Source organism: Methanobacterium paludis (assembly GCF_000214725.1).
GTDB lineage: Archaea > Methanobacteriota > Methanobacteria > Methanobacteriales > Methanobacteriaceae > Methanobacterium_C > Methanobacterium_C paludis.
This window is the reverse complement of the sequence record NC_015574.1, coordinates 1,062,925-1,088,052: the sequence shown is the minus strand read 5'-3', so window position 1 is coordinate 1,088,052 and position 25,128 is coordinate 1,062,925. Positions and strand designations below refer to the sequence as shown.

The 25,128-nt window shown below is 34.8% G+C and carries 28 protein-coding genes and 1 tRNA gene; 13 read left to right on the top strand and 16 right to left on the bottom strand.

Annotated features, from left to right (window positions below; genetic code table 11):
• Window positions 1-264 precede the first annotated feature (264 nt).
• The 3 genes from cysS to MSWAN_RS04985 all read right to left on the bottom strand — a co-directional run bounded on the left by cysS (window position 265) and on the right by MSWAN_RS04985 (window position 2,549).
• Window positions 265-1,695, bottom strand: coding sequence for a cysteine--tRNA ligase (gene cysS / locus MSWAN_RS04995; protein ID WP_013825525.1), 1,431 nt, complete (start codon window positions 1,693-1,695; stop codon window positions 265-267).
• A gap of 125 nt (window positions 1,696-1,820) precedes the next feature.
• Window positions 1,821-1,891 (bottom strand) — tRNA-Cys (locus MSWAN_RS04990).
• Between the two features lie 262 nt (window positions 1,892-2,153).
• Window positions 2,154-2,549 carry a pyridoxamine 5'-phosphate oxidase family protein gene (locus tag MSWAN_RS04985; RefSeq protein ID WP_013825524.1) on the bottom strand — a complete coding sequence of 132 codons (396 nt, stop codon included), beginning with the start codon at window positions 2,547-2,549 and terminating at the stop codon, window positions 2,154-2,156.
• A 462-nt stretch (window positions 2,550-3,011) separates the two neighbouring features.
• Here MSWAN_RS04985 and MSWAN_RS04980 point away from each other — a divergent pair, with 462 nt between their 5' ends.
• The 6 genes from MSWAN_RS04980 to MSWAN_RS04955 all read left to right on the top strand — a co-directional run bounded on the left by MSWAN_RS04980 (window position 3,012) and on the right by MSWAN_RS04955 (window position 8,609).
• On the top strand, window positions 3,012-4,319 hold the full coding sequence (locus MSWAN_RS04980; RefSeq protein ID WP_013825523.1) for an O-acetylhomoserine aminocarboxypropyltransferase/cysteine synthase family protein: 1,308 nt from the start codon (window positions 3,012-3,014) through the stop codon (window positions 4,317-4,319).
• A 117-nt stretch (window positions 4,320-4,436) separates the two neighbouring features.
• Window positions 4,437-5,906 carry a homoserine O-acetyltransferase MetX gene (metX, locus tag MSWAN_RS04975; protein WP_013825522.1) on the top strand — a complete coding sequence of 490 codons (1,470 nt, stop codon included), beginning with the start codon at window positions 4,437-4,439 and terminating at the stop codon, window positions 5,904-5,906.
• Between the two features lie 137 nt (window positions 5,907-6,043).
• On the top strand, window positions 6,044-7,204 hold the full coding sequence (nifS, locus tag MSWAN_RS04970; protein ID WP_048188292.1) for a cysteine desulfurase NifS: 1,161 nt from the start codon (window positions 6,044-6,046) through the stop codon (window positions 7,202-7,204).
• A 1-nt stretch (window position 7,205) separates the two neighbouring features.
• Window positions 7,206-7,601, top strand: coding sequence for a Fe-S cluster assembly scaffold protein NifU (nifU, locus tag MSWAN_RS04965; RefSeq protein WP_013825520.1), 396 nt, complete (start codon window positions 7,206-7,208; stop codon window positions 7,599-7,601).
• A 308-nt stretch (window positions 7,602-7,909) separates the two neighbouring features.
• A complete protein-coding gene (locus tag MSWAN_RS04960) occupies window positions 7,910-8,149 on the top strand; it encodes a DUF2769 domain-containing protein (protein ID WP_013825519.1) in 240 nt (79 codons plus the stop codon).
• Between the two features lie 79 nt (window positions 8,150-8,228).
• Window positions 8,229-8,609 (top strand): DUF120 domain-containing protein, encoded by a 381-nt coding sequence (locus tag MSWAN_RS04955; protein ID WP_048187929.1) that lies wholly within the window; start codon window positions 8,229-8,231, stop codon window positions 8,607-8,609.
• 133 nt (window positions 8,610-8,742) lie between these two features.
• On the opposite strand, the gene MSWAN_RS04950 is transcribed toward MSWAN_RS04955, so the two are convergent.
• A complete protein-coding gene (locus tag MSWAN_RS04950; RefSeq protein ID WP_013825518.1) occupies window positions 8,743-9,183 on the bottom strand; it encodes a hypothetical protein in 441 nt (146 codons plus the stop codon).
• Window positions 9,184-9,668: 485 nt separating this feature from the next.
• On the opposite strand from MSWAN_RS04950, the gene MSWAN_RS04945 reads away from it, so the two are divergent.
• On the top strand, window positions 9,669-9,986 hold the full coding sequence (locus MSWAN_RS04945; protein ID WP_013825517.1) for a nucleoside triphosphate pyrophosphohydrolase family protein: 318 nt from the start codon (window positions 9,669-9,671) through the stop codon (window positions 9,984-9,986).
• A gap of 274 nt (window positions 9,987-10,260) precedes the next feature.
• On the opposite strand, the gene MSWAN_RS12935 is transcribed toward MSWAN_RS04945, so the two are convergent.
• Window positions 10,261-10,413 (bottom strand): hypothetical protein, encoded by a 153-nt coding sequence (locus tag MSWAN_RS12935; protein WP_013825516.1) that lies wholly within the window; start codon window positions 10,411-10,413, stop codon window positions 10,261-10,263.
• A 185-nt stretch (window positions 10,414-10,598) separates the two neighbouring features.
• Between MSWAN_RS12935 and MSWAN_RS04940 the strand changes: the two genes are divergently transcribed.
• From MSWAN_RS04940 to MSWAN_RS04930, 4 genes are all read left to right on the top strand, one after another.
• On the top strand, window positions 10,599-10,865 hold the full coding sequence (locus MSWAN_RS04940; RefSeq protein WP_013825515.1) for a hypothetical protein: 267 nt from the start codon (window positions 10,599-10,601) through the stop codon (window positions 10,863-10,865).
• A 274-nt stretch (window positions 10,866-11,139) separates the two neighbouring features.
• On the top strand, window positions 11,140-11,301 hold the full coding sequence (locus MSWAN_RS12735) for a hypothetical protein (protein ID WP_013825514.1): 162 nt from the start codon (window positions 11,140-11,142) through the stop codon (window positions 11,299-11,301).
• Between the two features lie 371 nt (window positions 11,302-11,672).
• Window positions 11,673-11,885 (top strand): hypothetical protein, encoded by a 213-nt coding sequence (locus MSWAN_RS04935; protein WP_013825513.1) that lies wholly within the window; start codon window positions 11,673-11,675, stop codon window positions 11,883-11,885.
• A 113-nt stretch (window positions 11,886-11,998) separates the two neighbouring features.
• On the top strand, window positions 11,999-12,226 hold the full coding sequence (locus tag MSWAN_RS04930) for a hypothetical protein (RefSeq protein WP_013825512.1): 228 nt from the start codon (window positions 11,999-12,001) through the stop codon (window positions 12,224-12,226).
• 158 nt (window positions 12,227-12,384) lie between these two features.
• Here the strand turns inward: MSWAN_RS04930 and MSWAN_RS04925 are convergent, their stop codons facing one another.
• From MSWAN_RS04925 to MSWAN_RS04895, 7 genes are all read right to left on the bottom strand, one after another.
• Entirely contained in the window at window positions 12,385-12,669 is a 285-nt protein-coding gene (locus MSWAN_RS04925; protein WP_013825511.1) for a cyclase, read from the bottom strand.
• 89 nt (window positions 12,670-12,758) lie between these two features.
• On the bottom strand, window positions 12,759-13,400 hold the full coding sequence (locus MSWAN_RS04920; protein ID WP_013825510.1) for an NAD(P)H-dependent oxidoreductase: 642 nt from the start codon (window positions 13,398-13,400) through the stop codon (window positions 12,759-12,761).
• Between the two features lie 239 nt (window positions 13,401-13,639).
• Entirely contained in the window at window positions 13,640-14,545 is a 906-nt protein-coding gene (locus MSWAN_RS04915) for a 3'-5' exoribonuclease YhaM family protein (RefSeq protein ID WP_013825509.1), read from the bottom strand.
• Between the two features lie 403 nt (window positions 14,546-14,948).
• Complete coding sequence (locus tag MSWAN_RS04910) at window positions 14,949-15,251, bottom strand: zinc ribbon domain-containing protein (RefSeq protein WP_013825508.1); 303 nt, start codon at window positions 15,249-15,251, stop codon at window positions 14,949-14,951.
• Window positions 15,252-16,192: 941 nt separating this feature from the next.
• Window positions 16,193-17,227: a DUF4352 domain-containing protein gene (locus tag MSWAN_RS04905; RefSeq protein ID WP_013825507.1), complete on the bottom strand. Its 1,035-nt coding sequence runs from the start codon at window positions 17,225-17,227 to the stop codon at window positions 16,193-16,195.
• 491 nt (window positions 17,228-17,718) lie between these two features.
• Window positions 17,719-18,030 carry a hypothetical protein gene (locus MSWAN_RS04900; RefSeq protein ID WP_013825506.1) on the bottom strand — a complete coding sequence of 104 codons (312 nt, stop codon included), beginning with the start codon at window positions 18,028-18,030 and terminating at the stop codon, window positions 17,719-17,721.
• Window positions 18,031-18,073: 43 nt separating this feature from the next.
• The gene (locus MSWAN_RS04895; RefSeq protein WP_013825505.1) at window positions 18,074-18,382 is read right to left on the bottom strand and encodes a hypothetical protein; all 309 of its coding nucleotides are present in this window, start codon (window positions 18,380-18,382) and stop codon (window positions 18,074-18,076) included.
• Between the two features lie 295 nt (window positions 18,383-18,677).
• On the opposite strand from MSWAN_RS04895, the gene MSWAN_RS04890 reads away from it, so the two are divergent.
• Window positions 18,678-19,403, top strand: coding sequence for a SagB/ThcOx family dehydrogenase (locus tag MSWAN_RS04890; protein WP_013825504.1), 726 nt, complete (start codon window positions 18,678-18,680; stop codon window positions 19,401-19,403).
• Window positions 19,404-19,713: 310 nt separating this feature from the next.
• Window positions 19,714-20,868, top strand: coding sequence for an aldo/keto reductase (locus tag MSWAN_RS04885; protein ID WP_013825503.1), 1,155 nt, complete (start codon window positions 19,714-19,716; stop codon window positions 20,866-20,868).
• 146 nt (window positions 20,869-21,014) lie between these two features.
• On the opposite strand, the gene pdxS is transcribed toward MSWAN_RS04885, so the two are convergent.
• From pdxS to thiI, 4 genes are all read right to left on the bottom strand, one after another.
• The gene (gene pdxS / locus MSWAN_RS04880; RefSeq protein ID WP_013825502.1) at window positions 21,015-21,896 is read right to left on the bottom strand and encodes a pyridoxal 5'-phosphate synthase lyase subunit PdxS; all 882 of its coding nucleotides are present in this window, start codon (window positions 21,894-21,896) and stop codon (window positions 21,015-21,017) included.
• Between the two features lie 303 nt (window positions 21,897-22,199).
• Window positions 22,200-22,655 carry an MOSC domain-containing protein gene (locus MSWAN_RS04875; RefSeq protein ID WP_013825501.1) on the bottom strand — a complete coding sequence of 152 codons (456 nt, stop codon included), beginning with the start codon at window positions 22,653-22,655 and terminating at the stop codon, window positions 22,200-22,202.
• A gap of 77 nt (window positions 22,656-22,732) precedes the next feature.
• Window positions 22,733-23,560, bottom strand: coding sequence for a sulfide-dependent adenosine diphosphate thiazole synthase (locus tag MSWAN_RS04870; protein ID WP_013825500.1), 828 nt, complete (start codon window positions 23,558-23,560; stop codon window positions 22,733-22,735).
• Window positions 23,561-23,715: 155 nt separating this feature from the next.
• Entirely contained in the window at window positions 23,716-24,882 is a 1,167-nt protein-coding gene (gene thiI / locus MSWAN_RS04865; RefSeq protein WP_013825499.1) for a tRNA uracil 4-sulfurtransferase ThiI, read from the bottom strand.
• Window positions 24,883-25,128 lie beyond the last annotated feature (246 nt).

The following is a 25,128-nucleotide window of genomic DNA, read 5'->3' as shown; positions in this document are numbered from 1 at the left end:
TTTTTTTATTATTCAACGATCTAATACAACCTCATTATTTCAAAGATCATTTAATATAACAATTGTTATGATGATTATTTATAAATCTATTGGTTCTTTAAAACTTTGGTTCTTAGACCTTCCTAAATTTCAAAAATAAAAATTATTGAATATTTTATCTATTTTATTTAACTATCCTTTAAACGTCCAATTTAACTTATTACCCAATCTAACTGATTTTTCTATTATCCTGATTTTATCTTTATTATCTTGGTTCATCTTTTATTATCCTGATTTATCCTCCAAGATAATATCCAACTCTCTTAATTTAGCCCTTATTTCATCTGCAAGATCCCATTCTTTTTTATCACGGAGTTTCGCTCTTACGTCAATTAAAATTTCTATTAGATTGTCTTGAAGATCTGTTTTGCCCTTGTTTGAATCTTTCAATGAAAAATTAAATCCTAAAATATCTCCAAATTCATCGATAAGACTTTTTGTTTTTCTTAACGAGTTTTTAGAAATATTTTCCTCGTTTATATCGCGGTTAATATCTCTTATAAGGTCAAAAAGTGAGGACAATGCAAATGGTGAATTGAAATCATTGTCCATAGCATCTAAAAACTCATCTTGGGCATCGGAAAGTTTTTCAACGTACTGGGAATCATTTTCAAGGGATTCTTTAATAGTTCCATTAGCATCATCTAAAAGTCCATTTATTGTTTCCATAAATTTGTATATTCTCTGAAGACTCCTTTTGGACTGTTCAAGTATTTCACCGCTGAAATCAATCGGACTTCTGTAGTGTGTTGAAAGAACAAAGAACCTGAAGACATCTGGATCATACTCTTTCATCAGCTCTTTTATTGTGATGAAGTTTCCAAGGGATTTGGACATCTTTTCTCCCTTGACATTGAGAAATCCTGTGTGCATCCAATAATGCACCATAGGCTTTTGACCAGAGGCCGCTTCCATCTGGGCTATTTCTGCTTCGTGGTGAGGGAATATAAGGTCGAGACCTCCTCCATGTATATCATATTGTGGTCCGAAATATGTTTCAGTTATGGCCGTATCTTCTATGTGCCATCCCGGCCTTCCGCGCCCCCATGGTGAGTTCCATGCCAGTTTCTCATTTGCATGTTCACCTTCAGAGTTTTCATCCCTTTTTTTCCAGAGTGCGAAATCTCCAGGGTTTCTCTTGGCACTGTCAGGACCTATCCTGTGAACTGTAAGATCCTCTATATTGCGGTTTGAAAGCTTTCCAAAGTCGGGAGATTTGCTCTCATCAAAATAAACTCCTTTATCTGTTTCGTATGCAAATCCTTTTTTAAGCAGGACTTTAATCTGTTCTATGATTTCGGGAATGTGTTCGGTTGCCCTGGCGTAGATGTTAACATTTTCAACACCAAGGGCCTTCATATCTTCAAGATATCTCTTTTCAAATTTCCTTGCAAGAGCTAAAGGTTCGGTTCCAACTTCTGCTGCTCGTTTTAAGATTTTATCGTCAACATCAGTTATATTCTGCATGTAAAAAACAGTAAAACCTCTGTACTTCAGGTACCTTGCAATGAGATCAAAGGAAATATAGGTCCTTGCATGACCTATATGTGAGTTATCATAAACAGTTGGTCCGCATACAAATAGTTTAACCCTGCTTCCGTGCATGGGTTTAAACAGTTCCTTTTTGCGGGTCATGGTGTTGTATACTTTAATCATAAACATTCCCGATATAATTTTTAAAAATATTGTAGATTTAGTTTATAGGTGTTATAATCGTTATAATGCCAATTTGATGTTCAAATTAACTGATTTAATTCGTTAATTTTTATAAAATAATATGAGGCCGAGATTGGGATTTGAACCCAAGTATCATGGTTTGCAGCCATGCACCTCGCCTCTCGGTCATCTCGGCAAAAAAGTCCGTGAAAAGGCATGCAAAGTTGCATTGTGCCTCGCACTAACTACATTAACAATTGTTATATAAATACTTTGTGCATAATATTTAAAGTTTTTCTGATGTTTAATTTTATTATAAGTTCTTTAAAATATATTTTTCGGTGAATACTTATTTTAAAATTACTTGAAAACTTTTAAATGGCTAAAATTGCTTAAAAATAAAAAATAAAAATTTAAACATGATTTTTTTTGTTAGTGTTAAGAGTTGAACCTGACTTCTATTCAATTTTTTTTCCAGCTTCTGGACCTGGCTGTATTGAATATATCTCTTCAACCTTCATGAGGATGGCAGCCTTTGGTGTGAGTTTGGTCATGGCATTTTGTCCCCATTCAGTAACTGTATCAAAGTACTTACCAGATTCAAATATTTCGACCGTACCTTTGAACTGGTATGGACACTTCATTGCATCTTTAGTAACTATAGAAATCTTTGGGTTTTTTTCAAGGTTTTTTCTGGTCTTGTTCATGTAATTGTCGGCAATCAATATTGTTTCATCATCTAATGGTCTTGCAAATCCTATTGGAACAACGTTAGGAACTCCGTCTTCAGTTGCTGTTGCAACGAATACAAGATCCTTTTCTACAGCTTCCATCATTTCTTTTGTCATGGTCATTTTATCACCTAAACTTTATTTATAACAATTGTTAAAATATAAATGTTGTGTTAAAGAAAATCTATTGTATAATATATTCATTGGTTTATCATGTTACCAATTATTAAAAAGATGCAGTTAATTTCTTCCCATGTTTTCTCTGCCAATAATCCCGTTATTTATAACATTTTATGGGATATTATAAAGGGAAAATATGGCAAAACTTAAATAGTATAAAAATATAACAATTGTTATATTTTCATGAGGTGGACTAATTTCATATATGCTACCTTCAAAGAAGAGTATTACATCCAAAACACCTCAGAAAATTAAAATGAATCCCGTAAACAGGATTTTATATTGTAAATTTCTTATAAAAGCCAATTTAGTCTTATAAGAATATTAAGATAACTAAAAAGACTGCTTATGGAAATATAAATAAAATAGACATGAAACAAGTACAAAACAAAAGGAGTAACTAAAATGAGTGAAGAAAAGAAAAAAGAACAAGGTTTAAGCACAATTGGACTGCACGCAGGACAGGAAGAACCAGATCCAACAACAGGATCCAGAGCAGTACCAATTTACCAAACATCATCATACGTATTTAAAGATACCAAACAAGCTGCAAATCTTTTCGGGCTTAAAGAGTTCGGAAACATATACAGCAGGATCATGAACCCAACCAACGATGTGTTCGAGAAGAGGATAGCTGCAATAGAAGGAGGAAAAGCAGCATTAGCAGTTTCTTCCGGACTTTCTTCAATATTCCTTGCAGTTTTGAATGTAACTCAACTTGGAGACAACATAGTATCTGGAGACAACCTTTACGGAGGAACATACGAGCTTTTTAACTATACATTCCCAAGGCTGGGACGTACAGTAAAATTCGTGAATTCCAGAAAACCAGAGGAATTTAAAAACGCCATCGACGAAAAAACCAAAGGAATATATGTGGAATCCATTGGAAACCCTAAAATAGACGTTCCTGATTTCGAAAAACTGGCTGAAATAGCCCATGAAGCAGGCATACCTCTCATAGTGGACAACACCTCAGCTGTAGGACTTGCAAGGCCAATAAAAAATGGTGCAGATGTTGTAGTACTTTCCGCAACTAAATACGTTGGAGGACACGGAACATCAATTGGAGGAGTAATTGTAGATTCTGGAAACTTCAACTGGAATAATGGAAACTTCCCAGAGTTTACAGAACCAGATCCAAGTTACAATGGATTAATATACTGGGATGCATTCGGTGACGTTCCGGGGGCAGGCAACATTGCATTCGCAATGAGGGCAAGAGTACTACTTTTAAGAGATTTAGGACCAGCACTAAGCCCATTCCATTCATTCCTGTTCCTGCAGGGATTGGAGACCCTTGAAATAAGGATGGAAAAACACTCTGCAAATGCATTGATAGTTGCAGAACATCTTAAAAAGCACCCCAAAGTTGAATGGGTTTACTATCCTGGACTTGAAGATGACCCAAGCCATGAGCTAGCGACCAAATACCTCAAAGGAGGTTACGGAGGATTGGTTAGTTTCGGTATCAAAGGAGGATTAGAAGCAGGTATAACATTCATAGAAAGTCTTGAATTGTTATCTCACCTTGCAAACATAGGAGACTCAAAAAGCCTTGTTATACACCCAGCATCCACAACCCACCAGCAGCTCACACCAGAAGAACAGAAATCAACGGGTGTTACAGCAGATTTAGTAAGACTCTCAATTGGAATAGAGGATGTTGAAGACATCATAGCAGACATTGACCAGGCTTTATCCAAAGTATAAACCTTAAATACTCACAGCAGATACATGGAATGGAGAAACAATTTATGGTAGGACAAACTTCCATTAAACACATTAACGAGAGAAGATTTGCCTGTAGACATATATGAGGAGATGCAGATGAAAAATGAATCAATCGGAATTGTAGAAACACAGTATTACAATTTATCCGATGATTTACTCCTGGAAGGAGGAAATAAGCTTAAAAAAGCCACCATAGCATATGAAACTTATGGAAAACTTAATAAAGAGAAAAGCAATGCCATTTTGGTTTGCCACGCCCTGTCTGGAGATGCACACGTTGCAGGATGGCATGAAGGCGACAAGAAACCAGGATGGTGGGAGATCATAATTGGCCCTGGAAAAAGCTTAGACACAGAAAAGTATTTCATAATATGTTCAAACGTTATAGGTGGCTGTAAAGGGTCAACAGGGCCAGCCTCTATTAATCCAGATACTAATAAACCCTATGGACTTGATTTTCCAATAATTACCATAAAGGATATGGTTAATGCCCAGAAAAAGTTAATTGATCACTTGGGAATCAAACAACTTTTTGCAGTTATTGGAGGTTCCATGGGAGGAATGCAGGTTCTTCAGTGGTGCGTATCCCACCCAGAAATGGTGAGATCAGCTATTCCAATAGCAACCACTTCTTACTCATCTCCACAACAGATTGCTTTCAACGAGGTTGGTAGAAGGGCAATAATATCCGATCCAAACTGGAACCACGGAAACTATTATTCAGAAGAGTTTCCAGACAATGGACTAGCCCTGGCAAGGATGATAGCCCATATAACTTACCTAAGCAACGAATCCATGTATCAGAAATTTGGTAGAAGGTTACAGGACAAAGAAGAGTACAGTTTCGACTTCGACACAGATTTCCAGGTTGAAAGCTACCTCCATTACCAGGGAGCCTCATTTACCAAAAGATTTGATTCTAATTCTTACCTTTACATAACCAAAGCCATCGACTACTTTGACCTTGCAGAAAATGGTTCCTTAGAAGAAGCATTTGAAGGCGTAAAAGCCAAATTTTTAGTTATTTCAGTTGATTCAGACTGGCTGTATCCACCTTCACAATCCAAAGAATTTGTAATGGCCTTGAGTGCCAACGATCTTGACGTCCTTTACACTGAAATAAAATCAAGCTACGGTCATGACGCTTTTCTACTGGAAGCAGGGCAGATTAATTACATAATAAACGGTTTCTTATCAGACACCTTTGTTGAAGATGTCATGACCCAAGAAGTGGCCAAAATAAGGGAAAACTCCAGCATAGAAGACGCATCTGTGATGATGTTAAATGAAAAGGTCACACACTTGCCAGTAATATCTGAAGACAACAGATTACTGGGAATAGTGACAGCCTGGGATGTTTCCAAGTCCGTGGCCCTGAAATATGATAAATTAGATGAGATAATGACTAAAAAAGTTATAACCTCAAAGCCACATGAACCAATAGAAATTGCAGCCCGCAAGATGAGAAAATACAACATTTCTTCATTGCCTGTGGTTGATGATAACGAAAAAGTTATTGGAATCATAACAACAGACCATATAAGTACTTTGATGGCGCGAGATTAACATTTGAAAGGATAATTTTAATATTATGAAAAGTTTTAATTCCTTAGTGGATTTAAAGATTAAATTGTGAAATTTAAGATTTTTTAAAATTATATAATAAACAAAAATCATAAAAAAATATTAGAGGTGGAATAATGATTTATATGGATCATTCAGCAACAGCGCCAGTAGATCCAGCAGTATTTGAAGCAATGAAACCGTATTTCATAGATTCCTTTGGAAATGCATCCACCCTGTACTCTCTTGGAAGGGAAGGCAGAAGGGCAATGGAATCTGCAAGAAAACAGGTTGCATCAATAATAAATGCAGACCCCAAGGAGATCATCTTCACAAGCGGAGGAACAGAATCCGATAATATAGCTATTAAAGGAACAGCCTACAGGCTTAAAAATAAGGGAAACCATATAATAACTTCAAACATAGAACACCCTGCAGTCACTGAAACATGTAAGTACCTGGCAAAACATGGTTTTGATGTTACATACGTTCCTGTTGATAACGATGGAATTATAAAGGCTTCTGATGTTGAAGACGCAATAACAGATAAAACCATTCTAATCACAATAATGCACGCCAACAACGAGATAGGAACCATCCAACCCATAGCAGAAATAGGCCAAATAGCTCATGAAAAAGGCATATACTTCCACACAGATGCAGTTCAATCTGTTGGAAAGATCCCGGTAGATGTTAATGAACTGAACGTGGACATGCTATCCTTATCCTCACACAAACTCTACGGTCCAAAGGGAATTGGAGCATTATACATTAAAAAAGGCGTCAGACTTGAACCGATACTCCACGGTGGAGGACATGAAAGAGGACTACGCCCAGGAACAGAAAACGTTCCAGGAATAGTTGGTCTTGGTAAAGCCTGCGAAATTTCCCAGGAAAATCTTGAAAAAGAGATGCAAGAACTTACAAGACTCAGGGACAAACTCATAAAAGCCGTGCTAGAAGAAAACGAAGAGGCTTATCTAAACGGACACCCAACCCAAAGGTTACCGGGTAATGTAAACTTCAGATTCACAGGTATAGAAGGAGAATCCTTGATACTCCATCTGGACTCCAAGGGCATAGCTGCATCAACAGGTTCAGCATGCTCCTCAACAAAACTTGAACCATCCCAAGTTCTAATGGCAATAGGACTTAAAGAAGTGGAGGCCCACGGGTCACTGCGTATAAGTCTGGGACGCGACAACACAGAAGAACAGATTGATTATGTTATTAAATCCATTAAGGAAGTTGTTGATATTTTAAGAAAAATGTCACCATTATGGTGTAGTAAGGGGGAATAAAATGTACACTGAAAAAGTTATGGACCATTTCCAGAATCCCAGAAACGTCGGAGAAATAAAAGACGCTGATGGTGTTGGTACTGAAGGAAACCCAGTCTGTGGAGACCTCATGACCATCTACATAAAAGTTGAAGACAACATTATAACAGACATCAAATTCAAAACATTCGGCTGTGGTGCTGCAATTGCAACAAGCAGTATGATAACAGAGATGGCCATAGGAAAAACCATTGAAGAAGCCCTAAAAATAACAAGAAAAGATGTGGCCGACGAACTTGAAGGACTGCCACCAGTTAAAATGCACTGCTCCAATCTGGCTGCAGATGCATTGAAAGCAGCAATAGCAGACTATAAAATGAAACAGGCTGAAGAAGAGAAAGCTAAAGCTGAAACTTAAGTTTTCTTTCTATCTTTATTTTTAAATGAATAATTTTTATCTATTAAGTTAATAACTATTTTTAAAACTATTTATTCAAGATTTAAACTATTTTTTTCAAAAGAGCACTTTCTTTAAAGATCTTCTAACAGATTTTAATAACCAATCTTTTGTAATGATCTTCTATCATAATACCAATCATAGGTATAATCTTCTAAAACATCTTCTATTTTTTATCACATTACCTTAACAAAATCATAATAACGTAAATTTTATTAAATTCGCACCATATAATAAATGTTTACTACTAGCATAAGGAGGTGAAAAAAATGAAAAGTGTTCCTCGAAGTGAAAAAACCATGATAGAATGCATATGCAACTCCTGCTCCTCCTACAATGAATGTATGAGAGGTGAAATTATGGGCGTCTTTTGCTCAACAGGAGATGCAGGAAAATGTGTTGAAAATATAAAAGAATGTAAATGTCAAGAATGTCCAGTATCAACAGAATATCAATTTAGTAGTGGAAAACATTGCGAAATGGGATCTGCTGAAATGCAGTTACACTAAAACTTCAATTTTTTTTTAATATTCCCGTAATCATTCCTAGGGTGATTATGGGCGATAACTTATACGGAACGTGATTAAAATGGAACTTAAAGGCGTTATAGTTTCGGGTACAAAAAAAGGTGCTTATTTCATGTCACAAGCAGTTTACAGGAGCCAATTTGAAGATAAACTTAATTTTAAACCGTATATTGGCACCTTAAATGTCGAGGTAAATGAAGAGGATGTTGAAAAAGTTAAAAAGTTCATGGAAACTGATATTCCAAAAATAAAAGGTAAAGACTTTTTTGGAGATGTTAAATTCAAAAAAGCAGTCTTAAATGGTAAAATTGAAGGTGCAGTAATTTTTCCAGAAAAAACCCGACATTCAGTAGGTGTTGTTGAGTTTATAGCCCCTGAATCTATAAAAGGGACGTATAATATGGGTGATGGAGATTCTGTAACCATAAAAATTGAAGATTAAATCCACCATAAAGATCTAAAAAATTAAAAAGTCTAAATTTTGAATTTAATTAAGATATTAATCTATAAAATCTACAGAAAGATAGGAAAAAGGAGAAATTTTACTAAAAAATAGAAGTTCTCCTAATTTAGAATTAACTGTTGTTCACTATTTGGTTAACTTCATTTTTAATGTCCTTATTTTGCATCAAAGTGTTAACTCCATCTTGAACTTCTTTGCTTTGCATCAAACTGTTAATCCCATTTTGGACATCTTTATTCTGTATTAAACTATGTATTTGGGTTTTAACATCATTATTCTGGAGTATATCGGAAATTTGATTTTGAACGTTCGTATCCTGGAGTATATTGACCTGAGGATTACTCATAAACTCATTTTTCAGATTATTTATATCCTGAGATACATTTGGATCCATGTTCTGAATCTGGGATACTGTATTCATTATATCTTGATACGCACTTGGATTTGCATTTTGGAGTTGCTGCACAACTGTTGCATTACTTGAGTCCGCTGCATAAACAGGAACTGCGCCTATAATCAGGGCAAAAAGGCCCATTATAATGATTTTTTTCATTTAATACCACCTTCTTGGTTTGATAAATTTTTGGATTTAATGAATTATTGTTAGTATCGTTCATTCGATCGTTTAAATAAATTTGCCAGAATCACGCCCCAATCTTGGATCTCGAACTAAAAAAAATGGTTAATTTGGCTTAAAATCACCATTTTTCCCATTATATTTAAGAAATTAACATAATACCATTTTTAAATCCTTTGGTACTGTAAACAAAAATCCATGATGCCTTAAATTGCCTTTTATCACAGATTTAAAACCATCAAAACTGTTAGTAAATAGTAAATATCCCTGTAACAAAATTTAAACTATGATAACTCTGGTTGTGGAATATGAACCTAATTTGAGACTATGATTAGTAATTTGAAATTATGAAGGTTACTTCTAGAATAATCTGAGATTTTGAAATTAGTTATTTGAAATTAGTTATTTAATAGACAGAAATCTGATAATTGCAACATGATTACTCTAAAGGATGTGCAAGAATGATGAAAGATGGAGATAGGAAACAGGTTATAGATAGAGTTTGCAGGAGTGTACTTGAAAGAAACAGTTTGGATGATCAGATCATAGTTTTAATTGAGGAAATGGGAGACCTCATATCCAATCTTTGTAGGTACAAACTTGAAGGAAAACTCAATGCAAATGAACCAGGTCTTGATGTATCCATCATGGAAGAAATGGCAAAGGTTAAAATAAGGATAAGGCAGTTGGAACTGACCTTTGAATGCGAAAAAGATGTGAAAAAAGCCATGGAAGATAAAGCTAAAGAGATTGGCGAAGGAATGGGCTTAAAATTTTAATTCAGTATTCCTTATTATTTCCAGCCAATTCTCTGTAATTCTTACTGACTTCAGCAACAATTATTGCAGTTTTTACTAATTCAAGTAAATAATTATTCAGTTTTAATAAAAAAGATGATAAGATATGATTGCAAAATTAAGATAAATTATTTTTTTTAAGAAATTTAATTTAAAATTTTATTTTGAAGTAGAAAACATGTTTTTTTTTAAATAGAAAACAAACTACCAAATAAAAACGTGAAGAATTCTTTATTTTCAAAAAAATATTGAAGTTTTAACCGAATCTTTTTTTCAAAGCCCGGACTGCAGCCGCCAAATCCTCCTTTGTCATGCAGTTCACTGCATCGTCCAGTTCATCCCAGAGCATGCCCTTAAAGTTGTCCACAAATTCTTCTATCTCCTGTTCTGTCATACATGTTTGAGCCATACAACAACACCTCTTGGTATTATTTTTATTGAAAGATGGATTTATATTTTTTATTGAGGATGACATTTAATCATCATTATTGAAGTGCATATTTAGGTATATCGATACTTTTATTAGCATCCCCTGCCACAGATACATCTATCAAAGATTATTAAGTATGAAACAATTAAAGAGGATGGATTTCAATGAAATCAGTTGAAAACAATGCAATAACAATAATAAAAGCAATGGTAGAAGGAAGTCTGAAAAGAGCAAATGGTGATGCAATAAAAAGGTTAACAAACCTCAGATCTAAGGAAATAAACGATGGTATTCTCTACCTGGAGCAAAAAAATTTAGTAACACTCTTACCCAGTCCAAGCCCCATACGATATGACTTTTTAAACGTAACCATAGATGACAGGGCATACAGTTTTTACAGCGATAATTACTGTGGACTCAGTATTGAGTAGTATTGAATAAAACCCCGAATAATTGATTTTTCATATATTTCTTTCTCTTTTCTTCTTTTTCAAATTTTCCTTGATTTTTCTTTGATTTTAACGAAAGCTGTTTAAACAACAGAATGGCCAGATTTGATTCTTTATGAAAATTTAACAACAATGTGGACAATATTTATAATAAAGTATTCTTTTTCTACATTCAGATTTTAAACTGGAAAAAAATCTAAGTAAAGAATAATAGATGTGTTTAGTTTAAGAAAAGTTAATCAAAAGGGGATTAAATATGGTTAGAATCGTTAAACAAAACATAAGGAATAGAATGGCAAGGAAAAAAGTACAATTACACTGTAAGAGTGAGAGAAGTAAGAAAAGTAAGGAATTTGAAGAAGAATTAAAGGCTAGAAAAAAAGCTTTTGAGGATGCAAAGACCGACTTCATAAAATAAAAAATCATTTAAACACATAATCTTTTACCCAAGACTCTTTCTATGGGTTACGTCTATTTTGCCATCTTGCTAAACAATATTATTTGATTAAAAATTAATACTTTCGAATAATTTATAACCCATTTGTTTTATTAAGTTTATTCAGATTTCAAAACATATTCAAATTTTAATTTTTGAACTATCTTGATCGTATTCCATTTTAGTAATTTCCCTAACATATGAACCTTTTTAGAACAGGATTATCCAATTTTTGTTTACTAATTTTATTATCGAAATTTTTTAATATTTTCAGTTGGAGGTATCCTATACTTTTTATTATTTAAGAAACATTTATGGAGTCTAAGTGCTTAATCTATGTAAGAGGTGGTTAGATGATATTTTTTGGGAATGTAACTAAAAAGACAGCTTCAGATTCATTATATAAGGTTAGAGTAAAGGGAACTAATTTTCTTGATGAGATTGTTGTTAAAAAAGATGTATATGATTCTTTAGATGTTGGGGATAAGGTTGGGCTTGGATTAACTTCAACAATAGGTACAATTTCAGCTAGTATTGTTGCTCAATCTAAAAAAAATGAAGATTAAAGATCCACGTAATTAATTATTAATATAGATCAAATTTATATTTTACTATTAAGACTATTAAAAAGAAATTAGAATTGTAAATCTTCATTATTTGGAATGTATGAGGTAATTTCATGGATGATAAGGAAAAAGATCTAGAAACAATTGGAAATAAAAAATATAATGAGTTAAAAAAAGAATATCCTGGTATTTCATCAGTTTCAGCTACCAATACAAGTACTTTTAAGGTATACGGAGCTACTAACAATTTACTTAAATTAAAAAAGGACGGACTTAAAAAAGAGTTGAAACCATCGCTTGAATCAGATGGGGATGGAACTCCATATTTACTTCTGAAATAAATTTACTCCTTTTTTTATAATTTTTCAAGAGAATACTAATTTACATCTAGGCTATCTGCATATATAATCCTCAGTTTCGGTGTTTTTGGTTGACATAACCATTTTCATTCACTTTTCATTCACGTTAAAATTAAATTGTTAAATTTAGAAGTTTTCATTCAGTATGTGGATTTTGCAAGTTTTTCCAGGTAAAATACGGCTGGTCGGCCAGCAACACCGGCCTTTTGCATTGCAATTTTCAGATCTTCAGACTCAACAAAACTTTTAGCCTTTTCCATATCTTCAAACTCGGTTAGGACTATTAGATGGTTAGGATCATTCGCATTGCGAAAGAGAGAAGAACCCTTAGAACCTTTGGCCTTTCGTGTAGCGCCATCTTCATCATATACTGGCTTCCACTTGGCATAGTCCTTGACTTTATGTATAACCAAAACGTAAGTCATTTCTATCACTCCTACTGATTCATTCCTTTTAATCCTCAAATCAGGTTTACCCCACATTATGATGTTCAAAAACCGAAAGTAAGAAAACTCTAAAGAGATTCTAATATGCTTTTATAACGGTTAATTTCTTTTTTTACTTCATCTTTTTCCATCATTTCAGGGCCAAATATTCCAAATAAAGGAAGCACTTCTAAACCCACAGCTTCAAGTGTATTATGAGTTATGACTTTTAGAAGGGTTATTATGTCTCCATGAGGTCCTTTAGACGTGTACATACCCCTGGGAGTACCAGTAGTAAATGAAATCAGAGCTTTTTTACCTTTTAATGATCCTTCATCGTACATTTTACCTTCCGCTGCATCAAAAACGAATCCATTGGCAAAAACCCTGTCAATCCAACCTTTAAGTATGGCCGGGAAAGAACTCCACCATACTGGGAATTGGAAAATGATTAAATCTGCCCATTTCACTTTTTCCATTTCTGCTGCCACATCTCCTGGTAGTTTCCCTGTTTTCACGGCATTGTACTGTTCTACAATTGGGACAAATACGTCTGGATCCATCCGATCTTTGAAATCATCCTGATCTAATACGGCTTTGAATTTCATAGCGAAAAGATCTGATACTTTAACTTCATCACCCTTTGCAGTCAGGGTTTCTACTGCAAAATCTTTCAAATATCCATTCAAGGATTTTGGTTCAGGATGAGCAAGTACAATTAACACGTTCATAATATCACCTTTTATTAATATGTGAAATGAACATGTTACATTTTTTGGAAAGGAAAAATTAATAAAGATATAAGGATTATTAAAGAACATGGAATAATAATACTAATAATTAGAAAATTTCTTTTCATTTAGTGAACTGATAGTTCCCCAACATGGATTTCATGAACACAAATTTATTTTTAAATTGAAATAAAAAGAAAAAAGAGTTTTTTAATCAAAGTTTATATTAAACTCCCAAATCACATCTTCTGCAGCATCCCCTTAACCTTCGCATCCAGGTTATCTGCATGGTGTAAAGCCACAGCTTCAGGTGTTTTTGGACTGACTGGAGAACCCCATCCATTCTTCACATCCCCGTGATGGCTTAAAATGATATGCAAGAGCTGTGTTGCCAGTTCCTTCGGCATTTCTATTTCTCTTATTTTGTCTTTAACCATATCACAGGAGATAAATAGGTGATCAAGGAGTTTTCCCTCTTCTGAGAATTCGATTCTGACCAGATCGTAATCATACGTCTCTAATTTACCAACATCGTGGAGTATTGCCCCGGTGTATAGAAGGTCCTTATCAAGTTCTGGGAATATTTCACAGGTTGTTTTGCATATCCTTAAAACTTCAGCTGTGTGTTCCAATAATCCCCCAACGTAGTTGTGGTGGTAAACCTTTGCAGAAGGTGCATTGTAAAATTCCTCTGCAAATTTTTCATCCGAGAAAAATGCATCCAGAAGCTTTTTCAGATCTTTGTTTTCAATTTCCTTTATCGTGGTCTCTACTTCGTTGATGAGCTGGTCTTTATCCTTATCGGAGGTTCTTATAAAGTCGTCTATGTCGTATTCTTCTTCTGAGAGCTCTTTAATAACGTTTACTATGATGTTGAATCTTCCAGAACCTTGAGGGTATTCGTTCACGTTTCCAAGTACCCTGTGGATCTTTCCAGGATTTATGGGTTCAAAAGTGACCTCAACACCCTCTTCAGGAAACATACGACCCACTATTTCACCTGTTTTATCTGAAAGTCTCACATCTATGTATTTACGGCCTGATTTAGCTGTTTTTATTATTTTATCAGCAACTACGAACTGAGATCTGATTCTTCTTCTTTCATTAATGTTTTCTACAAAGTCTTCTTCTGATTTTTTGAACATGATTGTTTCCCCTTAGAATTAATACTGAGTGATGCTTGAACTTCATTTCATGATTCTAAATTTAAAAATAAATCATAATATACATGTTTATCAAGGGCTCTGTAACTTACTTATTCTTATAGTTCAATAAATTTATTTCTCATTACCCTTATTTGATCATTGAAATTTTTCATTATCATGATTTGAAGTGTCAAAAAAGATATTCAGAGTATCATCAAGACCGGAGGGACAAAGCAGAGAATAATTCTTAAAGAAAATATAAATCAAAAAAGTGTGTTTTGTAAAATAAATATTAAAAAAAATTAAATTATTTCTTATTAATGCAAAGAATCCAACTATTCAGTCTCGTAGTTCTCACTACATAGCTTTTTTATCAGCTTTTTGTGGATTTGAATCTTTTAAATTAATTCTTTTTAGAATTCTGCACAGCAGCACCCGAAGCTGTAACTTTTTTTAAGGAATCATAGCCTTTATGGTGGTCATCTTCAAGACCATCTTCCTCAAAATCATCTAGATCTTCATTTAATTCCTTTAAATCTTCGTATTCGCAGCTATAAATATCATCATCGTAATCCGCGAAAACTGATTCATCTTGATCTAAGCCACAGTACTCTCGGTCTTCAAATCCTTCTTCTTCCCCACAGTTTGGACAGACTGTTTCATCATCATCTAGGTAATTACCACATTTTGGACATTTTAATGGCATAGAAATAATCCTCCGATGATTATCATACCCTTAAACTTATATAAATTTTTCCATTTTAATTTGAATTATTGAATATTGAGTAGTATTGGGAAAATAATATCCCAATTATGTTTAAATTATATAAAGACTAAGTTCTTATGCACCCCATGTGTTTCGTGCCCCACAACATCCACAATTTCAAATCAGGTATGTTTTAATCGTGTAAAACCTCATGGTATTCATACTGAACCTTTTTCATCGTCTAAAAAAGATTCATGAGTTTGTTTTATATTATTTAGAGCTTCTTCCATGGGTTCGCCCTGTGTTTCAACGTGGCAAATCAGACAAAAAACAATACAAATGTCCTCTTCTTCTCTTAAATATATAGGCAGTTATAGTATCATCCCATAACCTCTATAATATCTTCTTTATTGATAATTGTGCGTTAAAACCCTTAATAAAACTAGTGATATTTACATGGATTTCCTTAAGATCAATAAATAAATGGCCAGATATTAAGAAGAAACTCTTAAAAAAGTTATTGAGGACTGCTGCCTTACGTCATGGTGCTTGAGTTTGCGATTGGGTTGAATAGTGGTTCATGTCCGCAAACCTTTTATAGTATGACTTTCTTATTAAGAAGTGTGAATAATTTAGAAGATGAACTAGAAAATTCAATTTAATACAGAAATTAAAAAATTCATTTGACATAAAAATGAGAATCAAAGTTTGGAAAGCAGGAAGTTGTAACATTTTAAAACTTCCCAACCAAATTAAATTTCACCATATTATTGGTGCTGGTGTATTTTTGCAGAGTCATTTAATGGCTCTGCACATTTTAAAAGGAAGGCACAGCTAAAATTTTAGCTCTCTCATGCCCATATTCACACAAGGCTGTGTAACTTCCTTTACCTCCCTTTTCCATTTCTAATGAACATTTTGTTTCATTTACCTCCTTTTAACTATGCTACTCCTATTAAGGGCATGTTGGTGCTTGTAATATCTGCTTCACCTTTTACTGTGAATGGTATCGATGATACAGTTAAAGACTGTTCAGGAATTGCTGCTTTTACTACAGTTCTTGTAGTTTTGTCAAAGTACATTGTTGCATTGAGTTTTAGACCCGAAGATTCAAACTGTCCCGTTAGTGCCCAGCATTCAATTTTTTTACCCATAACATCTATTGTTTCGGAGTCTTTTAGTGTAAAAGTTCCATTTGAAGTGGCAAGTGAGTCTCCAGGTTTTGTTATGTTTTTAGGTAGAATATCTGGGCTTCCATCTTCATCCAGTCCTGTTGTAATATCTGTTATACTGGTCACAGTATCGGTGTTGTTCTGATTATTTTGCTGTCCAGCAACATTTGTACTTGTAGCATCATTTGTAGTTGTTATTGTTTTCATTTTGTTAGGGTCATCTGTTTTTTGGACGGTACTGTTATCTGTAGAGTTCATTTCCATTGTTATCTTCATGTTACTAATAGATGCGTTCATTTTCATAGTCATTGCACCTGTACCGTTCTGGCCTTCGAACATTGCAGTAGGTGACACCTCTGCGATTTTACTGGTATTTTTGTAGGTTGGAGCCCATGATATTGGGCCAAAGAATTCAAGTGAATCCGGTGTCTGGTTCCCAATGTCAAAAACAACGGTAATATCTTTACTTGCCCCTCCAGGTATTGTTACCTGTTTTTGAAGGTCAGTGCCTTGTCCAGAGAATAAAGAATATTTCGTAATTGGTTTACCATTTGCCATTGGAGCAAACTGGTCTGTGGAAACTGTTAATGGATCCTTTCCATTGTTTTTCACCGTAACATTCATAATAAGGAACTTGCCGTTGGCTGGTTGCTTATCAATGATCTGATTAACACAAAATGCAGAGTTAACAGTCACTGCGGCATCTACCTTGGCGAAAGCGAAAAAAGCAAAAATTACAACTAGAATTACAATTAAAACTCCCACTCCCAGTAAAATTTTATTTCTTGATATATTATTTGACATCCTGAATAACCTCCTAGAAAAAAAATTCTAAATTGTTTGTTAAAGAAAATTTCCTTGGTACCCTCCAATTTTAAATACCAATGTTATGTCATTTAAACATTAACTTAATATTTACTATTTAAGTGCGACCGAAATGGTTATATAGTATTTAATTAATTGCAGCGCCACAATAACGAAAATGTTCAAAATTAAGCCGTTTTGCAACTAAAAATTTAAAAAAATAATGTTTTCTTTATTAAGATAATCTCAGTTTTCATTAATCCACTCGTAATATGTCTAAACTCTGTAACACAAAATTAAAACTTGTAAATAACCTGTAAAACTAACCTAAAACATGTGAAATCTTTCTAAAAACTTTAAAATTTATCATGAAACTTGTAAAATCTATTCTAACTTTAAAACTTATCTTAAAACCTGTAAAACGAGTTATAAAATAGTTAACACTAATTTTAAACTGTAACCCATTTTTGAATAGATAAAATTCCAAAAAACTACTTAAAAATTTTTTTAAAGGATTTCCAGTATATGTGGATGTGAAAAACTCCGGTAACTGCTGTTACAATACCTGCTTCTACATGCCAGAAAAGGAGATTCGTGTCTATGGGGAGCATGTTCAAATTGATGAATATTACCATTGCTAATCCTGTGATCCCAACCACCATGGAACTGGCAATAAGTAAGACATCCCAGATCAACTTGTAAGTACGTTTTTTCAGGTTTCCATCGGTATAAAGAAAGTAGCTTGAAAGATAAAGAATTGTTAGAAGAAGTACAATTGGAAGTAAGTAATATTGCTCAAGCATGCTTTGTTCTCCACCATCTTATTTCTTAACACATCTTACTAATTTATTTAAAATATCGTTTAAATGAACTCCAGTTCCAGTGTAAATGGAAAAGCAGAATTACAAAGAAGGCTATACCCACTTCTCCATGCCAGTAGTTAAGATCAAAACTCGAAGGAACTGTCAGCCCAAAGTTCATAAAGACCGTCATTATAATCCCCATACCCACTGAGACCAGAAAACTGAGGAAAATTAGAATATTCCATATTTTAGCATGGAAATCTTTATTTATCACATTTTTTCTGTAAAGAGCATAGCTCAAAATGTATGCAACTATGAGCGGTACTGCAATTAATATGAGATCATATGACATTATTTTAGCGTTGTTTTTAGATCAATATATAAATTTTTGATCTTTTCCAGTTTAGAACAATTTCCTTTTTTCTGTGAATCCAAATATCAACTTTTATGATTGTGTGGTAATACAACCTAAATTCCATAAAGAACAAGATGACTCCATAAGATATTGAATGAAAGGTAGAGATTGTATCTTCAACCATTAGTTTGGATTATAATGAGATTCATCATAATTAAATATTAGCAAAGATTATAGAATATCAACTGATTAGAGTATAAAATGATAACATTTACATTTAGAGGATGGTAATGTGGAAAAAAAGAAGTTAGCAGTGTTGATCATTCTTAGTATAGCTTTTATTGTTGTTGTGAGCGCAGATTATTTATCTTCCCAGGAATCAGTGACCTCCCTAAATGTTATCAGCATCACACAACTTCCATCCCCTCAATTAACAGGCAACCTTTCGGTGGAACAAGCAATTGCAAACAGACGCTCTGTAAGGAAATATTCCAACGAATTTCTCACTTTGGAAGATGTTTCACAGCTTTTATGGGCAGCTCAGGGTATTACAGATTCTGAAAAAAACTTAAGGGCAGCTCCCTCAGCGGGACAGGTCTATCCGTTAGAGGTCTATGTTGTAGTAGGCACAGGCAGTGTATCCGGGCTTCAAGAAGGATTGTACCATTACGTTCCTCAAAACAATACTTTGGAGAAACTTCTTGATAGTGATATAAGGAACAACCTTTCTGTAGTTGCCGATGGGCAGCCCTGGGTAAAACAAGCTCCCATAAACATCATTATAACCGGAAATTATCAGAAAATGCTTGATAAATATAAAGATAAGGATTTATGCACAAGATTTGTCAATCTGGAGGCAGGCCACGTGGGAGAGAATATTTATCTCCAAGCAGAGAGTCTTGGTTTAGTTACAGTGGCCCTGGGATCTTTCGATGAGAATCAGATGGTAGGGCTTTTACACTTGCCCATCAATGAAAAACCTATATATATTTTTCCAGTGGGATACTCTCAATCTTAAACAAAGACAGTTTACACTGAAAATCCGTGTTTAAGCCCAAAAAATCTTTTATTTTTTTTAATTTTTATTGTGGATCAATAACAATTCATGAACGTATTCAAAACAATCAATCAAAATAATATCGGATTACCGATAAATTTATAAATATCGTTCAATAAAATATCTTCCGATAGATATGGAGATATAATTGACTAACATCCTTCAATAAGTTAATAGCATTCATAAAAATCTAACTAAACATTATTCAATAAGTGTATAAAACCTTTAAACATCGTTAATTAATTGTATACAATATAAGGAGAAATTAAAGATGTTGTACAGAAAACTTGGAAAGACAGGCGAAAAAGTATCAATACTTGGATTCGGTTGTATGAGGCTCCCTACGCTGGATGGAAGTCATGACCGGATAGATGAACCCCTCGCAACAGAGATGCTTCACCACGCAATAGACCATGGCGTGAACTACATTGACACTGCTTATCCATATCATGCCGCTTCTCCAACAGAAGGTGGGATGAGCGAAATATTCATTGGAAATGCTTTAAAGAATGGTTACAGGGAAAAGGTGAACTTGGCTACCAAACTACCTATCTGGCTTGTTCAAAGCAGGGAAGATATGGATCGCTATTTAAACGAACAGCTTCAGAGGCTGCAGACAGATCATATAGATTTTTATCTTTTACACGGCATTAATCAAAGGTTCTGGGAAATTCTAAAGGAATTCGATGTGTTTGAGTTTTTGGACTCTGCAATTGAAGACGGCAGGATAAAATATGCGGGGTTTTCATTTCATGATGAGTTTAAAGTTTTCAGAGAAGTTGTGAATTCTTACAACTGGAGTTTTTGCCAGATTCAGTACAACTACATGGATGAGGAATTCCAGGCAGGAAAAGCCGGGCTAAAATATGTTAATGATAAAGGACTTGGAACCATTATCATGGAACCCCTGAGAGGTGGATGTTTAACAAAAAACATTCCAGATGATATACAGGCCATATGGAATGAAGCCGAAGTTAAAAGAAGTCCTGCTGAATGGGCACTGCGATTCCTCTGGGACAAACCCGAAGTTGATGTGGTTTTAAGTGGCATGAGCAACATGGAGCAAGTTCGAGAAAATCTTGAAATCTCAAAGGAAGGTTATCCAGATACGCTGAGAGAATCTGAAAAGGATCTGATCCATAAAGTTAGGGATGCTTACAAAGAACGGGTTCATATCAGTTGCACAAGCTGTAATTACTGTATGCCTTGCCCTTCAAACGTGAACATTCCATTGAATCTGAGCCTTTTAAATGATGTGTACATGTACAGGCATATTGATAAACCTGCAGAAAACTATTTCCATCTTTCAGGTCGTAAAATGAGCGCTGGATACTGCACAGAATGTGGAGAATGTGGAGAGAAATGTACACAGCATCTTCCAATTAAAGAATTTTTAAAAGAAGCTGTGGAAACATTTGAAAAATAACATGTTAAACACCACCATATATGGATTAAAACATCTATAAATGGATTAAAACATCCTATAAAAATCAGATTAGACGTAAAAAAAATATTTAAAGCTTTAAAAATAATTTAAGTTTAAAATAATAATTTAAGAGGATTTAATTGTTTTTACCATCCTCTTTCTTGTAGTCTTTCGTTTTCTGGTATTTCACTTATCTCCAAACCAGGCATGGCTTCTCCAAGGTTGGTGGAAACCTTAGCGAGGAGCTCGGCGTCTGTGTAGTGGGTTGTGGCTTGTACTATTGCTTTTGCAACGAGTTCAGGGTTTTCTGATTTGAATATTCCACTTCCAACAAAAACACCATCAGCACCTAATTGCATCATGAGTGCTGCATCTGCTGGTGTGGCCACACCGCCGGCTGCGAAGTTCACAACTGGTAACCTTCCTTGTTTTGCTGTTTCTTTGACGAGTTCTAGTGTTGCTTCTTCTTCACGAGCCACAGCCCATAATTCTTCCTCGGTTTTGTCTTTGAGTTCACGGATGGTGCTCTGGATCACACGCATATGCCGTACAGCTTCTACAACATTTCCTGTTCCAGCTTCACCTTTAGTACGGATCATAGCAGCACCTTCATTAATCCTCCTCAAAGCTTCACCCAAGTTACGTGCACCACACACAAAAGGTATGATGAATTGCTTCTTATCAATATGATATTTCTCATCGGCAGGTGTAAGCACCTCACTCTCATCAATCATATCAACACCAAGAGACTGAATAACCTGAGCCTCAACAAAATGACCAATACGAACCTTAGCCATAACCGGAATAGACACCGCATCCATAATCTCCAAAACCTTAGACGGATCCGCCATACGAGCCACACCACCAGCAGCCCGAATATCAGCAGGCACACGCTCCAAAGCCATAACAGAAACAGCACCCGCCTCCTCAGCAACAGCCGCCTGATCAGCATTCACAACATCCATAATAACCCCACCCTTAGTCATACTAGCAAAACCCTTCTTCAAAACCTCAGTACCATGCAACATATATCATTTCTCCTGTTTTTTAGTTTATTTTTTAATTATTTTTCAATTTTATAAGATTTAATACGTTATTTTTAAATTTTAATCTGTTATTTAAATTTAAGCCGTTATTTTAGTAGTGTTTTTAAGATTAACTTTATTTTAGAATTTTTTTAGTTAACCTTTATTAAATTAATTTATAGATATTAAATTGGTAGCTTTAACTTTATTTTTAGAGAAAAAGCAGTTTTATCTATTAAATAATGAAAGGACAAAAAAAGAAGGGATAAAATTTTAATTAAATATTTAAGATCAACAATTATTAGATCAAATAATTTTTATCTCATCTCCAACCTTTACTTTGCCGCCTGTTATTACCCTGCAGAAGATGCCTTCCTTGGGCATTATACAGTCTCCTACTTGTCTGCCGATTTCGCAGTGATTATGGCATTCTTTACCGATCTGAGTCACTTCAAGGATTCCAACACCTGCAGATAACTTGGTTCCAATGGGTAGAGTCTTGAGTTCTATCCCATTGGTTGTTATGTTTTCTGCGAAATCTCCAGGATTAACGTCCAGCCCAAGATTTTGCATCTTTTTGATGCTCTCTATTGCCAGCAGACTTATCTGTCTGTGTGTTTCACTACTGCTGTGTGCATCACCTGAAAGTCCGTAGTTTTCCATTAAAAGACCCTGTTCGATATTTTTCTTTTTTGTACCCTTCTTATGACTTGTGGAAACTGCTATTATCCCACCAGATGAGTTTTTAGAGTTTAAAGCCATTGAAAATCACTATCATTGTATTGTATCTTATTTTATCTTGGAATTTATTTGAGTCTATTTGATCAATGATATTTTTTTTATTTTGACCTTTTTACCTGTCCAGCTTCGGTTTTCTCAGTTGATAATTCTGGTTTTAATTGTTTTATGATTATTTCTGCTGCTTTTTCTCCGGAGAGAAGCATTCCTCCAAAGGTTGGACCCATCCTTGGGGTTCCGTAGGTGGTTGCAACTGCCATTCCTGTTACAAATACTCCCGGGTAAACTTCCTGGGTGTTTTCAACTACTGCGTCTTCTGATTTTTCAACCCACATTCCCTCAAATCCTTCTGTTTTAACGAGTCCGCGCTGTTCTAATGATTTTACAACCACTGCATCGTGGCCTGTTGCATCTATAACAATTTTAGATTCGATTGAAACCGGGTCAACACATGTTATTGCCCTTGGAAGTGCTGATACTGGTGTCCAGTTTATAACAACACCTGCTACTTTTCCATCCCTCACAACAACGTCGTCGAACTTAGTCATGTTCAATACTTTTGCACCAGCATCCATTGTAGCTGCTATTAATTTTGAACATGCATGTGGACCGGCAGCCCTGTAAAGTCCGTCCTGAACTTTCTCGTATGGTGCACCTACTTCGTCAAGGATTCTCTGACCGGGTTCCCTCACTGTTAACTTGTTCATGAGGTATCCTCCTATCCAGAATCCTCCTCCAAGGTAGTTGTTGCTCTCCACTAAGAGTGTTTTAACTCCGTTTTCTGCAAGTCTTTTGGCTGCTATAAGTCCGCTTGGTCCTGCACCTATTATGATCACATCGCTTTCCACGTAATCCAGGAATTCCTCTGCAAATCCTGATACTATTGCTTTTGTCACATCTTTTTCTGATACTTTTGAAAATATTGCCATTTTTTTTCCTCCTTTTTTTAGTAATAAATAAGCTTTAGAATGCACTGAATTTAGATGCTATGGAAATTTAGATATATTAGGCCTCAGGACATGTTCTATTTAATTGTATCATCGTTTATCAGGAGTATCTTCAGTATTAAAAGATTTAAATAGTATTATTCACTATCCAAATCGATTTCATGAAGTGATGAAAATACTTTTTCGGTTTCTTCGTCCATGTTAATGGCCTTTTTAACCTCAAGGACCTTTTCAAGTACAGCATTGGTTTCAGGATGTTTTGGAGCTGCTTTACATCCACTGTCTGGAAGTATGGAGATATCATAGGTTCCAATTTTTTTTCCTATTTCAGCAATTTCAAGTTTGTCAAGGCCGATTAATGGACTTAAAACTGGTATTGAAGTTGAATATCTTGTTGCCAGTATGTTTGGAAGTGTCTGTGATGCAACCTGTCCCACACTGCTTCCATCAACAATTGCAAGGGCATTTTCACGTTTTGCAAGCTTCTCTGCAATCTGGTACATTCCACTCTTACATAGAACACATGTCATCCTTTCAGGTGCCTCATCTTTACATTTTTTAAGGAAATCACCATAGTTTACCTGATAAAGTCTTAAATCAGAGCCTGCAGAATATTCTTTGAGCTTTTCGTAAATTTTAACAACTTTTTCACTTGACCCTGAAGTGTAGGGACAGTTGTTGAAGTTGAGAATTGTGAGATCGCATCCCCTTTTCATCATCAGGTAAGATGCAACAGGTGAGTCTATACCTCCAGATACCAGTGCAATCAACCTACCCTGTGTACCTATTGGAAGGCCTCCAACTCCATCAATTTTCTCATGGTACAGGTAAGTTTTATCATCCCTGACCTCAACGAACAATCTGAAATCAGGATTGGATAGGTCCACAGGTGCACCAGTTAAGTCAACCACTGCAGCACCACAAAATCCTGCCATTTCCCTGCTTGAGAAGTCATGAGTTCCCACTCTTCTGCATTTAACTGCAAAAGATTTTTCAATTGAGAACTGACCTTTTTCAATCAGATCTTTTATGTAATCCTGAACCGTGGCCTTTATAGAATCGTAATTTGTCTCTGTTGAAACTGTGGGGCTGAATGAAACTACGCCACATATTTTTTTAAGAGATTCCAAAGCTTCTTCATAATTTTCAGGGAAAAGAAATATCCTACCCTGTTCTAAAACTATCTTACCATCAATTAAAGTTTTTATATTGGATATAAGTTTTCTTTCAAATCTTTTCCTTACTTTAGGACTTTTTACGCCTATTTCACCGTATCTAACAATTATGGGTTTGTTTTTATCCATTTTTTTAGTTCCCCTTTATTCATTAAATTCAAGATCATGCCAGACACATGGATTTTAGTTCATGTGCCTTGAAATCACGGTAAGATAAAAATTTATCAAAATTTTATGATCTAAATTTTTAGGTCTTTGATCAAATGCAACCTTGATCAATAATTGACTTCAATCTGCTATTTTTGACCATAAGTTAACTCAAATTTATTGTTTTTGATCAATTGTTGAAATTTGAGAATTTACATTGTGTTGAAA

What these genes read in the sequence shown, in the direction of transcription:
- MSWAN_RS04980 (WP_013825523.1), top strand. Translation starts at nt 3,012, where the DNA reads ATGAGTGAAGAAAAGAAAAAAGAACAAGGTTTAAGCACAATTGGACTG.
- nifU (WP_013825520.1), top strand. Translation starts at nt 7,206, where the DNA reads ATGTACACTGAAAAAGTTATGGACCATTTCCAGAATCCCAGAAACGTC.
- MSWAN_RS04945 (WP_013825517.1), top strand. Translation starts at nt 9,669, where the DNA reads ATGATGAAAGATGGAGATAGGAAACAGGTTATAGATAGAGTTTGCAGG.
- MSWAN_RS04885 (WP_013825503.1), top strand. Translation starts at nt 19,714, where the DNA reads ATGTTGTACAGAAAACTTGGAAAGACAGGCGAAAAAGTATCAATACTT.
- MSWAN_RS04870 (WP_013825500.1), bottom strand. Translation starts at nt 23,560, where the DNA reads ATGGCAATATTTTCAAAAGTATCAGAAAAAGATGTGACAAAAGCAATA.
- cysS (WP_013825525.1), bottom strand. Translation starts at nt 1,695, where the DNA reads ATGATTAAAGTATACAACACCATGACCCGCAAAAAGGAACTGTTTAAA.
- MSWAN_RS04900 (WP_013825506.1), bottom strand. Translation starts at nt 18,030, where the DNA reads ATGCTTGAGCAATATTACTTACTTCCAATTGTACTTCTTCTAACAATT.
- MSWAN_RS04955 (WP_048187929.1), top strand. Translation starts at nt 8,229, where the DNA reads ATGGAACTTAAAGGCGTTATAGTTTCGGGTACAAAAAAAGGTGCTTAT.
- MSWAN_RS04935 (WP_013825513.1), top strand. Translation starts at nt 11,673, where the DNA reads ATGATATTTTTTGGGAATGTAACTAAAAAGACAGCTTCAGATTCATTA.
- metX (WP_013825522.1), top strand. Translation starts at nt 4,437, where the DNA reads ATGAAAAATGAATCAATCGGAATTGTAGAAACACAGTATTACAATTTA.
- MSWAN_RS12735 (WP_013825514.1), top strand. Translation starts at nt 11,140, where the DNA reads ATGGTTAGAATCGTTAAACAAAACATAAGGAATAGAATGGCAAGGAAA.
- MSWAN_RS04940 (WP_013825515.1), top strand. Translation starts at nt 10,599, where the DNA reads ATGAAATCAGTTGAAAACAATGCAATAACAATAATAAAAGCAATGGTA.
- MSWAN_RS04960 (WP_013825519.1), top strand. Translation starts at nt 7,910, where the DNA reads ATGAAAAGTGTTCCTCGAAGTGAAAAAACCATGATAGAATGCATATGC.
- MSWAN_RS04910 (WP_013825508.1), bottom strand. Translation starts at nt 15,251, where the DNA reads ATGCCATTAAAATGTCCAAAATGTGGTAATTACCTAGATGATGATGAA.
- MSWAN_RS04920 (WP_013825510.1), bottom strand. Translation starts at nt 13,400, where the DNA reads ATGAACGTGTTAATTGTACTTGCTCATCCTGAACCAAAATCCTTGAAT.
- MSWAN_RS12935 (WP_013825516.1), bottom strand. Translation starts at nt 10,413, where the DNA reads ATGGCTCAAACATGTATGACAGAACAGGAGATAGAAGAATTTGTGGAC.
- MSWAN_RS04985 (WP_013825524.1), bottom strand. Translation starts at nt 2,549, where the DNA reads ATGACCATGACAAAAGAAATGATGGAAGCTGTAGAAAAGGATCTTGTA.
- MSWAN_RS04905 (WP_013825507.1), bottom strand. Translation starts at nt 17,227, where the DNA reads ATGTCAAATAATATATCAAGAAATAAAATTTTACTGGGAGTGGGAGTT.
- MSWAN_RS04915 (WP_013825509.1), bottom strand. Translation starts at nt 14,545, where the DNA reads ATGTTCAAAAAATCAGAAGAAGACTTTGTAGAAAACATTAATGAAAGA.
- MSWAN_RS04895 (WP_013825505.1), bottom strand. Translation starts at nt 18,382, where the DNA reads ATGTCATATGATCTCATATTAATTGCAGTACCGCTCATAGTTGCATAC.
- MSWAN_RS04925 (WP_013825511.1), bottom strand. Translation starts at nt 12,669, where the DNA reads ATGACTTACGTTTTGGTTATACATAAAGTCAAGGACTATGCCAAGTGG.
- MSWAN_RS04950 (WP_013825518.1), bottom strand. Translation starts at nt 9,183, where the DNA reads ATGAAAAAAATCATTATAATGGGCCTTTTTGCCCTGATTATAGGCGCA.
- MSWAN_RS04930 (WP_013825512.1), top strand. Translation starts at nt 11,999, where the DNA reads ATGGATGATAAGGAAAAAGATCTAGAAACAATTGGAAATAAAAAATAT.
- thiI (WP_013825499.1), bottom strand. Translation starts at nt 24,882, where the DNA reads ATGGATAAAAACAAACCCATAATTGTTAGATACGGTGAAATAGGCGTA.
- MSWAN_RS04875 (WP_013825501.1), bottom strand. Translation starts at nt 22,655, where the DNA reads ATGGCTTTAAACTCTAAAAACTCATCTGGTGGGATAATAGCAGTTTCC.
- pdxS (WP_013825502.1), bottom strand. Translation starts at nt 21,896, where the DNA reads ATGTTGCATGGTACTGAGGTTTTGAAGAAGGGTTTTGCTAGTATGACT.